Consider the following 12,176-nt stretch of genomic DNA (forward strand, 5'->3'; position numbering starts at 1 on the left):
GGCCGTCACCCCCCGTCCCCGGTGTCGCGAGACCCGTCCCCAGCGAGTACGGCCTGGCGTGCCGTGCGGACCGCGTCGGCGAGCGTCTCGGGGCCCAGCCGGTCCTTGCTCAGCACCGCGCCCGCGCGCTCCAGCCGCGGATCACCGCCCCCGCCGGGCCCCTGGACGGTCACGTCCGTCGACGTGACCAGCACCACCGGCACCTCACGCGGCAGCCGGGCGAGGACCTCGTACCCGTCCACGTCCGGCATCCGCAGGTCCAGCAGGACGACGTCGGGCGGGTCGGCGGCGGCGGACTCCAGCGCGGCGCGGCCGCCGGTGCATTCGGTGACCCGGGCGGCGGCGCCCTCCACCAGGGCCCGCAGGACGCGGCGGGCCGGGACGTCGTCGTCCGCGATCAGCACGTGCCCGAGGCCGAGCTCCTCCAGGCTCTCGTAGGGCGGCAGCCGCAGCGTCACCGCCGTGCCCTCGCCGACGGCGCTGTCCACCGACAGGTCGCCGCCGAGCGCCCGGGCGAGGCGGCGCGCGTAGGGGAGGCCGAGGCCCGTCCCGCCCGCGTCGCTGCCGGCCACCCGGAAGAACTCCTCGAACAGCCGCGCCTGGTCGGCGGGCGCGATGCCCGGGCCGGTGTCGGACACGACGAACTCGGCGTGCTCCGGCACCGCCCGCGCCGCCACCCGCACGCCGCCCTCCGCGGTGAACTTCAGGCCGTTGCTCACCAGGTTCCGCAGGATGCGGGTGAGCATCTCCGCGTCGGTGACGATGATCGGCGGCGCGGCGGCGGCGTCCATGGTGAGCGTCAGCCCGGCCTGCTCGGCCATCGGGCGCAGCTGCTCGGACAGCTCCTCCAGCAGCGCCGGGACCCGCACCGGCGTGCGCCGCGGCTCCAGCCCGCCGCGCTCGGCCTTGGCGATGTCCAGCAGCTCGTTCACCAGCGCCAGCATGGACTCGCCGGTGTCGCCGATCAGGGTGATCTGGTGGCGCTGCTCGGCGGTGAGCGGTTCGGCGGCGGGGTCCAGCAGCAGCCGGACGAGCCCGATGACGCTGTTCATCGGGGTGCGCAGCTCGTGGCTGACCGTCGCCCAGAACCGGTTCTTGGCCTCGGCCAGCTTCTCCAGCTGGTCGGACTTCTCCTCCAGCTCCGCGTACAGCGCCACGACGCCGCGGTTGGTCTCCTCCAGCTCCTCGGAGATCTCGTTGTAGAGCGCCATGACGCCCTCGTTCGTCGCCTCCAGCTCGGTGTTGAGGGACCGCAGCTCCTCCCGCTGCCGCTGGACGTCCGCCAGCGCCGCCATCAGATCGGCGTTCTGGGTCCGGAGCCCCTCCAGCGCGGAGACGGGCGTGAGGCGGCCGAGCCGGTCGCGCAGGTCGGCCTGGCCGGGCGGCTCCGCGCCCGCGGGCAGGTTCTTGCGGAGCCGGACGCGGACGCCGTCCCCGGTCGTCTCGTGATCGACCCGGCTCAGCAGCCGCGAGATCGCGGCCTCGCACTCGGCCGCCCCGTCCATGCTGGTCCGGGGCACGAGGGTCAGCTCGATCACCAGCCCGGGCGGGCGCCCGCGGTCGAGGGCGAACGCGACCGACACCCGGTCCGAGCACGCGTACAGCGCCCGCCCGGCCTCGCTGAGCGCGGTGGCGACGCGGACCTGGTCCTGGTTCGGCAGGCCCACCTCGGCGGCGACGCGGCGGCCGAGCTGCCGGACGGCGAACACGCCCTCCGCGTCGGTGATCTCGATCCGGAGCAGCTCGCCGGACACGCCGGCCGCCGTCACCCGGGCACCCCCCACCCGGACGTCGTGACGGCGAGCACCGAGCGGTCGTCGTGCCGCGACCCCGCGTCGCGCAGGACGGCCGCCGCGACCAGCAGCGGGTCGCGGGCGAGCAGCCCCGGCTGGTCGGCGAGCCGCCAGCGGCCGGTGAGGCCGTCCGAGTGCAGCACCACCACCGCGCCCGGCGGCAGCGGGTAGGCGTGCTCCCTGATCCGCTCGGCGTGCGACCCCACGATCCCGGGGACGGAGACCATGCCGTGCCGGCGCTCCGGCCCGACGATCCACGCGGCGACGTTCCCGACCCCCGCGAACCGCACCCGCCCAGCCGCCGGCTCGATCGCCGCGACCGCGACGGCCCCGCCGCGGGTGGCGGCCATCCGCCGGTGCGCGCACCGGAGCACGTCCGCGGGACGCGACGGCGACGCGACCTCGTGCGTCGCCCGCACCGCCGCCCAGGCGGCCCGTGCGGCCAGCGGGCCGTGCCCGAGGCCGTCGCAGAGCATCGCGTAGACGGTGCCGTCGACCAGCCGGGCCGTGTAGGCGTCGCCGCATTCCTCCTCGCCGTCGAGCGTCACGGTCAGCCCCGCGAGCGGCGGCATCGTCCCGGCGCCGGGCGTCGTGTCGCCGGGCGGCCGGAACCGCGCATACAGGACGGTGCCGACCTGGGGACGGGAATACAGGCCGCTGTGGTCGGCCAGCCGCTCGATCGAGCCGAGCCCGAGCCCGAGCGTGCCGCTGGTGGAGTAGCCGTCGGTGCGGGATACGGGCACGTCGGCGATGCCGGGCCCGTGGTCGAGGCAGACGAACTCCAGCGCGGCGGCGCCGCCGTCCCGGACGATGCGCAGCAGCATCTCGCCCCGCCGCGCGTGCTTGACGAGGTTCGTGGCCGCCTCGGTCGCGGCGAGCTGCACCCGGCCGAGCCGGTCCCCGCCGAACCCGAGCCGCTCGGCGAGCGCGGTGATCCGCCGCCGCACGCCCGCCGGGGCGCTCTGCTCCTCCACCCGCACCCGCAGCGATTCGCCCGGGGGCGGGCTCGTCGTCCATCCGGCGCTCAGCGGCTCCATTTGGCCACCGTTACCGTGGTGCCCTTTCCCGGCTCGCTCCGCAGGTCGAACTCGTCGGTGAGCCTGCGCGCCCCGGACAGGCCGAGGCCGAGCCCGGAACCGCTCGTCCAGCCCTCGCCGAGCGCCTGCTCCACGTCCGCGATGCCCGGGCCCTCGTCGGTGAACACGACGCGCACGCCCCGGCCGCCCCGCGCGCCCGTGGCCCGCTCCACCCGCATCGTGCCGCCCCCGCCGTGCGCGTAGGTGTTGCGCGCCAGCTCGCTGGCCGCGGTGACGATCTTGGTCTGGTCGACCAGGGACAGCCCGGCCGCCGCCGCGGCGGCCCGCACGAGCTGCCGGACGCGGACCACGTCGTCGTTGGAGGCGATGGGCACCTCCTCCCCGGGCGGCTCCTCCCCGGGCGCCCGGCCGCCGGGAGGGGACGTCATGAGACGTCCGTCGCGGCGGCCGGCGGGCGGGCGCCGAGCAGCCGCATGCCCTCCTCCAGGTCGAGGGCGGTGCGCACGCCGCCGAGCGACAGCCCCAGCTCGACCAGCGTGATCGCCACCGCCGGGCGCATCCCGACGACGACCGTCTCGGCGTCCATCAGCCGCGACATGGCGGCGATCGTGGCGAACATGCGGCCGATGAAGGAGTCGACGATGTCCACCGCCGTGATGTCGATGATCACCCCGTTCGCGCCGCTGGTGACGATCCGGTCGGCGAGGTCCTCCTGCAGCGCCAGGACGGTCTGGTCCTGCAGATCGGTCTGGATCGACACCAGCAGGACGTCCCCGATCTTGAGAATCGGCACGTGGTCCATCAGGCCTCCACCCGGGCCGCCGACCGGGCGACCACGCACAGACCGCTGCGTTCGAGGACGTAGGCGAGCGCGTCCGCCAGGCTCGACTTGGTGACGATGTCGCCGAACTCGATGCCGAGCGCCACGATCGTCTGCGCGATCTGCGGCCGGATCCCCGAGATCACGCAGTGCGTGCCCATCAGCCGGGCCGCCATCACCGTCTTCATCAGATGCTGGGCGACCTCGGTGTCCACGGCGGCCACGCCGGTGATGTCGATCACCGCGAACCGGGAGCGGGTCTCCACCAGCGTCTGCAGCAGCGTCTCCATGACGACCTGCGTGCGGGCCGAGTCCAGGGTGCCGACCAGCGGGACGCCGAGGACGCCGTCCCAGATCTTCACCACGGGTGTCGACAGTTCGAGGAGCTGCTCGGCCTGGTCGGCGATGACCTGCTCGCGGGCCGAGGCGTAGGTCTCGAACGTCGCCAGCCCGAGCTCGTCGACATAGGTCGAGAAGTCGATGAGGTCGCCGTAGGCGCGCTGGTCGCGGGTCTTCCTGATCTCCTCGTACAGCGACTGCTTCAGCGCGAACACGCCGATCGCGGTCTCGGTCGGGCTGAACCCCTGCCGGGCCCGCCCCCGGGAGATCTCCGCGAGCGCCGCGCGCAGCTCGCCGGCGGCGGTCTCGTCGCCGCCGAGGGCGCGTTCGACCAGCTCGTAGAGCTCGGTCAGCTCGGCGCGGAGCTCACGCTCGGTGAGCCGGCCGCGGACGCCCTCGCCGACGAGCTCGATCCACCGGTTCAGCACCGGCTCCCGCCAGGCGTCCAGCAGCCGCGTGATTCCCATGCCGCCCGAGACGTCGGTCATGTGCCGCGCTCCCATCCGTCCGCACGGCGGCGCGGATTCGTCCGCGCGGGTCGCTCAGGCGTCCGTCCCGGTCGCGCCGCCCGGTGCTCACCCGCCCAACCGTAACCGGCGGATGGGCGCGCCCCACCGGGGATGACCTGGACGTTTACGCGGGATGACCGCTTTTTTGGCTTTGCCTTGCCCGGGTCAATCCCACCAAAAAGACCAGTTCGTCTTGGCGCGGATCTCCTCGGCGTACCCGGCGAGGCTGCCGGGGCCCTGGAAGAGGATGTCGGGGCAGAACGTCCAGTGCTCGGCCGCGACCTGGACGGCGTGCCGCGTCGTCATCGGCGGCGCGGCGACGCTGAGCTCCAGCGTGTTGAACCCGAGCGCGACGACGCGGGCGCCGAATCGGTCCTCCCAGCCGCGCAGGACGGCGGACAGCGGCGCCGTCCACTCGTTGTGGTTGAGGGCGCCCTGCCAGCCGACGGCGGTGAGCGTGTCGGCGCCCCGGTCGACAGCGGCCAGCCCCAGCGTGAGGCCGCGGCCGGCGAGGACGCGGGCGTACCGGTCGGCCATGGCGTCCGGATCGTCGACCGGGACGCCCGGCGGCGCCGGGCCAGGGCAGTGCCGCCCGAAGGGGGCCAGGTCGTCGAGGTCTTCGTCGGCGGCCAGCTCCGCCCAGTCGGACCAGACCTCGGACATGAAGGCCTGCGGGACGTAGTTCCCGATCTCCTCCACCGGCTCGGGCGCGATCTGGCCGGACGCCCAGGGCTGGTCGGACTCGTCCATCAGCAGCGGCCAGAGCCCCGACCGGGCGTGCTCGGCGCGGAGCCTGCCCCACAGCTCGCCGCGGACGGGCTCGTCGCTCAGCCAGAACGCCGGGCGCAGGAGCGGGCGCCGCTGCGGGTAGCCGGGGTCGGGCCAGACCAGGTCGCCTTCTGGCAGCGGCACCGACAGCGTCCGCTCCACGTCGCCGTCCCGCGACGGGTCGAACAGCTGCGGCAGGTCGCCCGGCAGGCGCCGGACCTCGACATCATCCATTTCACGCCGTTCCGGTACAGAGCATCGCCAACGGGATCTTGGCAATGACCGATGGTAACGGCGTCGGGCCCGCCCGGGTGGCCGACCCGTGCGGTTCGTTCGCCGACTCAGCGTTCGCGGCGGCCCCGGACCAGGTAGTCGATCACCAGGGCGACGACGCCGAGCCCGGTGGCCGTGCTGACGACGATTTCGAGCCAGGTGTCTCGCAAGGCCACGTTCGAGAGGACGTTGACGGCGATGAGGATGCCGGCGATCGTCCAGCGGGTGGAGTTGCTCATGGTCTCGTGCCTTTCTGGAAAAGGGCGTGTCTAGGGGAGGGCGGGGGAGGTGCGGCGGCGCAGGACGGCCCGGGCCGGGAGGAGGAGCGCGGCGGCCCCGGAACCGGCCACGCAGGCGACGATCGCCGCGGCCGGCAGCGGCGGAACCCACGGCAGCGGGACGCCGGTGACCGCCGCGGCGAACGCGGGCAGCGTCACCGCGGCGATGAGCGCCCCGGCCGCGACACCGGTGCCGAGGACGATCGCCGCCTCCAGCCGCAGCATCCGCAGCACCTGCCCGCGGGTCGCGCCGACCAGCCGCAGCAGCGCGAACTCGCGCCGCCGCGCCGCCGTCGCCAGCGCCAGCGTGGTGACGAGGCCGATGAGGATGAATCCCGTGATCGCGGCGACGACGACCTGGTTGACGAAGCCCTGGAGCCGGATCTCCCGCGAAAGATCCGCGCCGAACGCGCCGGGCGAGACCACGCGGGCGCCGGGGTGGGCGGCGGCGACCGCCCGCAGGTCGGCGTCCTTCCCGCGGACGAGGACGTGATCGTCCAGTGGCGAGGAGGAGTGCGCGGCCACCAGGTCGCGGGGGAGGAGCACGTCGCCGAACCCGAGGCCCCGGTTGTAGACGGCGACGACCCTGGGCCTGATCGCGGTCCCGTCGCCGAGCGTCAGCGACACCGTGGCGCCGACGTCGTGTCCGCCCGCGACGTCGCGGCTGAGCGCGACGGCGTCGCCCCGCAGCCCGGCGAGGCCGCCGGACGTGACCTTCGGGTCCATGGTCGCGGCGGCGTCCGCGCCGACGCCGCGGGCGTTGAGCGACTGGAGGGTCTGCTCGCCCAGCGCCGTGACCGGCATGATCACGGTGGTCCGCTTGACCGGGGTCGCGGCCGTCACCCCGGGTGCGCGGCGCGCCGCCTCGGCGACGCCCTGCGGCAGCCCCGGCCCGGCCGCCACGATGATCCGGTCGGCGCGGTTCCCGGCCTCCGCCTGCCCGCGCGTCGCGTGCGCGACCGTCGAGTGCGCGAACAGCTGGACGCTCGCGAACGCCACCGCCAGCGCCACCGGCGTGATCAGCGACCCCGCGCGCAGCGCGGCGGCTCCTGCGGAGTGCTGCGCCATCCCTCCGGCCACCGGTGAGAGCGTGCGGGCGGCGCGGCCCAGCACCCGGTTGCCGAACCGGGCGATCAGCGGGCCGAGCAGCGCCGTCGCGACGATCAGCGCCATGACCAGGCCGCCCACCGACGCGGCGGCGTCGGGCCCGGTCGCCGTGGTCGAGAACCCCAGCGCGTTCAGCCCGATGACCAGGAAGACCACACCGGCGATGACGCGCCACCGGGGCAGCCGGGCGGGCTCGACGGCCGCCTCGCCGAGCGCCCGCACCGGACGGATCCGCGACACCCGCAGCGAGGCGAGGAACGCGGTGGCGACGGCGGCGAGCAGCGTCCCGGCGAACGCGGCCAGCACCGGAAGCGGGCCGAGCGCCAGGCCGAACCCGTCCGGCAGGACGCCCTCGCGCACCATCGCCCCGTGCATCACCGCGCCGAGCCCCAGGGACAGGACGCCCCCGGCGAGCGCCGCCGGCGCGCCGATCCGCGCCGTCTCGCGGACGAGCCGCCCCCGGACCTGCCCGGGCGTCGCGCCGACCGTCCGGAGCAGCGCGAACTCGCGCATCCGCGACCGTACCGACAGCACGATCAGCCCACCGGCCACCACCAGCGCCGCAATGATCGCGACACCGCCGAGCGAGAGGGAGATCTCCACCATGCCGGGCCGTGCGGAGGCGACGGCGAGGTCTTCGGCGTCGCCGCGCGCGGCACCGGTCGCCACGGTCAGGCCCGGCGCGGCAGCGCGGAGCGCGCTCGCGTCGAGACCGCCGCCGATCAGCGCCAGCGCGTCGGCCCGGCCGGGATGCCCGTAGAGCGCGGTCGCGGTCGGCGTGGTGAAGAACGCCGCGTCCGGGCCGTCCCCGGCGACGCCCACGACCCGGTACGGGCGAGACGCCCCGCTCGTCTGCAACCGGAGCGTTTCGCCCGGCCGGGCTCCGGCGGCGCGGCCGAGCACGACCTCGTCCGGTGCCCGCGGGGCGCGGCCCGCGCTCAGCCGGTACGGGCGCAGCGCGGCCGACTCCCAGCCGTGGCCCGTCACCGCCCGCCCCGAGGGGAGCACGACCGGGAACGACACGTCCGCGACGACGTCCCGCACGCCCGGCACGGCTCGCAGCCTCGCCGCCGCCGCGACCGGGACCCGGGCGCGTTCGGTCAGCGGGCGGCTCTCCGCCTCGGGCTCGGACCCGAGCCGCTTCATCCGCCGCTCGACGCTCTGCGGCCCCGTCACCACCGCCGCCGCGCCGCCGAACCGCTCGACCGGCGCGTGCGCCCGCAGCGCCGACTCCAGCAGCACCCCGCACGCGCCGACCAGCATGGCCGCGAACAGCAGTGTCGTGAAGATCCCGGCGAACAGGCCCCTGCTCACAGCGTCTCCCAGCGGTCCAGGACGGCGGCGGCCGTCGGGGCCTCCAGCTCGTCGACGATGCGGCCGCGGCTGAGGAACACGACGGAGTCGGCCCACGCGGCGGCCACCGGATCATGGGTGACGAGCACGATCGTCTGGCCGGTCAGGTCGGCCGTCTCGCGCAGCATGCGCAGCACGTCGCGGGCCGTGCGCGGGTCGAGCGCGCCGGTCGGCTCGTCCGCGAACACGACCTCCGGACGGGTGATCAGCGCACGGGCGAGGGCCGCGCGCTGCTGCTGCCCGCCCGACAGCTCCGACGGGCGGTGCCGCAGCCGGTCGGCCAGCCCCACGCGCCGGACGACGTCGTCGAGCCACGCGGGCTCGGCCGCCGCGCCGCCGAGCCTGAGCGGCAGCGTGATGTTCTGCTCGACGTCCATGGACGGGATCAGGTTGAACGCCTGGAAGACGAACCCGATCCGCTCGCGGCGCAGCCTCGTCCGCCTCGCCTCGCTCAGCCGGCCGATGTCGACCCCGCCGACCCGGACGGCGCCGCCGCTCGGCCGGTCCAGCCCCGACGCGCAGTGCAGGAACGTGCTCTTGCCCGATCCGGACGGCCCCATCACCGCCGTGAACGTGCCGCGCCGGAACGTCCGGGTGACGCCGTCCAGCGCCCGCACCGGCCCGTAGGTCTTGGTGACCGACTCCAGCGCCACCGCCTCCTCGGAGCCGATGGCGGTGGCGGTCTCGGCCGACATCGTCGTCATGGTTCTCACCTGGTCGAACCTAGGTTTCGGAGGGGGCAGGGCACATGGGCGCGGACTCCCGAATCGGTGGTGTAGCGGGCTACACCACCGGTCTGGGTGCACGCCCGGGTGCGCGGGCACGCGGCGTCCCATACCGTGGCCGCGAGGGACATGACCGGAGACATCGGCGGGGCGTTCAGGCGCAGCGCGCACGCGACCAGAGACCTGGCGGGCGGGCTGCGCACCGCCGTGCCCGCATTGTTCGGGCTCGCCCCGCTGGTGGCGTTCCTCGTGCTGATCGTCCTCGTGCTGCCGTGGCTGCCGGCGGCCGTGCAGCCACTGCGGGCGCTCGCGAACACCGAACGCCGCCGGGCCGGTCGCATCCTCGGCCGCGAGATCCCCGAGCCCTACGCGCCGATGCGCGGGGAGGGCGCGAGCGAGGCGCGCCGCCTCGTCCGGTCTCCGGACACCTGGCGTGACGTCGCCTGGATGGTCGCGCACGGGCTCACCGGCCTCCAGGCCGCGGTGCTCGCGGTGCTGATCTGGCCCGCGATCCCGTACACGCTGTCGCTGCCGCTGTGGTGGTGGGCGGCGCCCGAAGGGTCCACGTCGGCGTTCATCACACTGGACGGCTGGCCGAAGGCCCTGACGATGCCGTTCGTCCAGACCGCCTTCAACCTGGCCCTCCTGCTGTGGCTGGTGCCGCGGCTCGCCCGCTGGCAGGCCCGCCTCGCCGAGGCGCTGCTCGGCCCCACGCGCCGCACGAGCCTCGCCGAACGGGTCGAGGAACTCACCGAGACCCGCGCCGAGGCCCTGGAGGCGCACGGCGCCGAGCTGCGCCGCATCGAGCGCGACCTGCACGACGGGACGCAGGCCCAGCTCGTCGCCGCCGCGCTCCGCCTCGGGCTCGCCGACCGCCGCTTCGACGCCGACCCGGACGCGGCCCGCGCGCTGTTCCTGCAGGCCAGGGACGGTGTCGAGGAGGCCCTCGCCCAGCTGCGGACGGTGATCCGCGGCATCTACCCGCCGATCCTGTCCGACCGGGGCCTCGCCGGCGCGCTCGCTGCGCTCGCCGCCGCCGCGCCGATCCCCATCGACCTGGGCATCGACATCGACCACCGCGCGCCCGCCGCCGTCGAGGCCGCCGCCTACTTCGTCGTCGCCGAGGCCCTCACCAACATCGCCAAGCACAGCGGCGCCCGCCACGGGCTGGTCACGGTCCGCCGCGAACCCGCCCGGCTCACGATCATCGTGCGGGATGATGGCAAGGGCGGCGCCGACCCCGGCCGCGGCAGCGGTCTCGCCGGCATCCGCCGCCGGGTCGCGGCGCTCGACGGCGCCACCCGCATCGACAGCCCCGACGGGGGAGGGACGACGCTCGAGGTGCACCTGCCGTGCGGATCGTGATCGCCGAAGACAACGTGCTGCTGCGCGAGGGCCTCGTCCTGCTGCTCACCTCGGACGGCCACGAGGTCGTCGCCGTCGCGGACAGCGGCCCGGACGTGCTGCCCGCGCTGCTGGCGCACCGGCCGGACGCCGCCGTCCTCGACGTCCGGCTGCCGCCCGGGTTCCGGGACGAGGGCCTGCGCGCCGCCGTCGAGGCCCGCAAGCGGCTGCCCGGGCTCCCCGTCCTCGTGCTGTCCCAGTACGTCGAGGAGACCTACGCCGCCGAGCTGCTCGCGGGCGGCGCCGAAGGCGTCGGCTACCTGCTCAAGGACCGGGTGAGCCGCGTCGGCGAGTTCCTCGACGCGCTGGCCCGCGTCGCCGCCGGGGGCACCGCCCTCGACCCCGAGGTCGTCTCGCAGCTGATGACGTCCCGGCACGACCCGCTCCAGGCCCTCACGCCCCGCGAGCGCGAGGTCCTCGGCCTGATGGCGCAGGGCCTCGACAACGCCACCATCGCCACCACCCTGGTCATCACCGAGCGGTCCGTCAGCAAGCACATCGGCGCCGTGTTCGCCAAGCTCGGCCTCCCGCCGAGCGACAGCGGTCACCGCCGCGTGCTGGCCGTCCTCGCGTACCTGAACTCGTGAGCGCTGAACTCGCGGGCCCTCAACTCGCGGGCTGGGCGCCGCAGGTCCGGCGGGCGGTGCGGGCGCTGCTGCTGGACGGCGACGCGCTGGTCCTGCTGCGCCGCACGCGCCCGGACCGCCCCGTCTACCACACGACCCCCGGCGGCAAGATCGAGCCCACGGACGCGACCCCCGAGGCGGCGCTGCGCCGCGAACTGGACGAGGAACTCGGCGCGACCGCCGGGCCCGTCCGCCAGGTCTTCGCGTGCGGCGAGCAGGCACCCGGCCTGTACCGCCACAGCACCTTCTACGTGTGCCGCCTGGTCACGATGGACCTGTCCCGCAGGCACGGCCCCGAGTTCGACAACCCCGCCAAGGGCCGCTACGACCCCGACCGCATCCCCTGCACGCCCGCCGGCCTGGCGTCCATCCACCTCATCCCCGAGAAGCTCGTCGCCTACCTCAACGACCACGCCGCCGACCTGCCCGGGCTCGTCCCCTAGCGGTCAGGGACGGCGGGCAAGACCGTCCAGGATGTAGCCCAGGCCCTGCGCGAAGGCTGCGTCCCAGTCGTCGCCTTGCAGGTGGCCGTGCGCGGCGAGCGCGGGATACCGGTCGCCGTTGAGGGCGAGATGCTCCGCCGTCTTCCGCGCGGCGGGTTCTTCGCCGTCCCGGCCGCCGAGCTCCATCAGGGCCGAACCTATGACGTAGTTGGCGACGGCGTACGCCGCGGCGGCGAGGTGCCGGCCGGTCAGGCCCGTGGTGGCCAGCGCCGCGTACAGGAAGTCGGTGCGGGCCAGGACGTTGGGGCCGAGGAGCGGGCGCCCGCCGAGGATCGACGCCGACCAGGGATGGTCGAGCATCGCGCGCCGCCAGCCGGTCATGAGCGCGACCACGTCGCCGCGCCAGTCCGGCCCCGCGACCGGGAGCGGGACGTCGCCGAAGATGGCGTCGAGCGCCAGTTCCAGCACGTCGTCCTTCGTCTCGACGTGCCAGTACAGGGTCGTGGACCCGGTGTCCAGGCGCTCGGCGAGCCGCCGCATCGTCAGCCGCGCCGTGCCCTCCTCGTCCAGCAGCGCGACGGCCTCGGCGACGATCCGCTCGCGGGTCAGGGGCGGCGCCTCCCGGCGAGGACGGTCCTTCCGCAGCCACACGCTCTCGGTCATGCCCGCCAGGCTAGTACATTGGACGAGAACCGGATCAA

13 protein-coding genes are annotated in these 12,176 nt (G+C 75.1%); 3 read left to right on the forward strand and 10 right to left on the reverse strand.

The annotated features are described in order from the left end of the window. Positions 1–5 precede the first annotated feature (5 nt). From ACH34S_RS39540 to ACH34S_RS39580, 9 genes are all read right to left on the reverse strand, one after another. Positions 6–1,769, reverse strand: coding sequence for an ATP-binding protein (locus ACH34S_RS39540; RefSeq protein WP_395958058.1), 1,764 nt, complete (start codon positions 1,767–1,769; stop codon positions 6–8). After that, positions 1,766–2,830 (reverse strand): ATP-binding protein, encoded by a 1,065-nt coding sequence (locus ACH34S_RS39545; RefSeq protein WP_395958059.1) that lies wholly within the window; start codon positions 2,828–2,830, stop codon positions 1,766–1,768. Before ACH34S_RS39545 ends, ACH34S_RS39540 begins: the two co-directional genes overlap by 4 nt. Next, positions 2,818–3,258, reverse strand: a complete 441-nt coding sequence (locus ACH34S_RS39550; protein ID WP_395958060.1) for an anti-sigma regulatory factor — start codon at positions 3,256–3,258, stop codon at positions 2,818–2,820. Before ACH34S_RS39550 ends, ACH34S_RS39545 begins: the two co-directional genes overlap by 13 nt. Continuing rightward, a complete protein-coding gene (locus ACH34S_RS39555) occupies positions 3,255–3,632 on the reverse strand; it encodes an STAS domain-containing protein (RefSeq protein ID WP_395958061.1) in 378 nt (125 codons plus the stop codon). The genes ACH34S_RS39550 and ACH34S_RS39555 overlap by 4 nt, the downstream gene beginning before the upstream one ends. Next, on the reverse strand, positions 3,632–4,477 hold the full coding sequence (locus ACH34S_RS39560) for an STAS domain-containing protein (protein ID WP_395958062.1): 846 nt from the start codon (positions 4,475–4,477) through the stop codon (positions 3,632–3,634). Before ACH34S_RS39560 ends, ACH34S_RS39555 begins: the two co-directional genes overlap by 1 nt. Positions 4,478–4,663: 186 nt before the next feature. Continuing rightward, positions 4,664–5,500: a DUF4253 domain-containing protein gene (locus tag ACH34S_RS39565; protein ID WP_395958063.1), complete on the reverse strand. Its 837-nt coding sequence runs from the start codon at positions 5,498–5,500 to the stop codon at positions 4,664–4,666. 107 nt (positions 5,501–5,607) lie between these two features. After that, complete coding sequence (locus ACH34S_RS39570; RefSeq protein WP_395958064.1) at positions 5,608–5,778, reverse strand: hypothetical protein; 171 nt, start codon at positions 5,776–5,778, stop codon at positions 5,608–5,610. 30 nt (positions 5,779–5,808) lie between these two features. Next, positions 5,809–8,238, reverse strand: a complete 2,430-nt coding sequence (locus tag ACH34S_RS39575; protein ID WP_395958065.1) for an FtsX-like permease family protein — start codon at positions 8,236–8,238, stop codon at positions 5,809–5,811. Continuing rightward, entirely contained in the window at positions 8,235–8,981 is a 747-nt protein-coding gene (locus ACH34S_RS39580; RefSeq protein WP_395958066.1) for an ABC transporter ATP-binding protein, read from the reverse strand. The genes ACH34S_RS39575 and ACH34S_RS39580 overlap by 4 nt, the downstream gene beginning before the upstream one ends. 150 nt (positions 8,982–9,131) lie before the next feature. Between ACH34S_RS39580 and ACH34S_RS39585 the strand changes: the two genes are divergently transcribed. The 3 genes from ACH34S_RS39585 to ACH34S_RS39595 are packed head-to-tail and all read left to right on the forward strand — an operon-like array spanning position 9,132 to position 11,475. After that, on the forward strand, positions 9,132–10,367 hold the full coding sequence (locus ACH34S_RS39585) for a sensor histidine kinase (protein ID WP_395958067.1): 1,236 nt from the start codon (positions 9,132–9,134) through the stop codon (positions 10,365–10,367). Then, complete coding sequence (locus ACH34S_RS39590; protein ID WP_395958068.1) at positions 10,355–10,993, forward strand: response regulator; 639 nt, start codon at positions 10,355–10,357, stop codon at positions 10,991–10,993. Before ACH34S_RS39585 ends, ACH34S_RS39590 begins: the two co-directional genes overlap by 13 nt. After that, positions 10,990–11,475 carry an NUDIX domain-containing protein gene (locus ACH34S_RS39595; RefSeq protein WP_395958069.1) on the forward strand — a complete coding sequence of 162 codons (486 nt, stop codon included), beginning with the start codon at positions 10,990–10,992 and terminating at the stop codon, positions 11,473–11,475. Before ACH34S_RS39590 ends, ACH34S_RS39595 begins: the two co-directional genes overlap by 4 nt. A 3-nt stretch (positions 11,476–11,478) precedes the next feature. Here the strand turns inward: ACH34S_RS39595 and ACH34S_RS39600 are convergent, their stop codons facing one another. Then, positions 11,479–12,138, reverse strand: a complete 660-nt coding sequence (locus ACH34S_RS39600) for a TetR/AcrR family transcriptional regulator (protein ID WP_395958070.1) — start codon at positions 12,136–12,138, stop codon at positions 11,479–11,481. Positions 12,139–12,176 lie beyond the last annotated feature (38 nt).

Source organism: Actinomadura sp. 3N508 (genome assembly GCF_044326375.1).
In the GTDB taxonomy this organism is placed as follows: domain Bacteria; phylum Actinomycetota; class Actinomycetes; order Streptosporangiales; family Streptosporangiaceae; genus Spirillospora.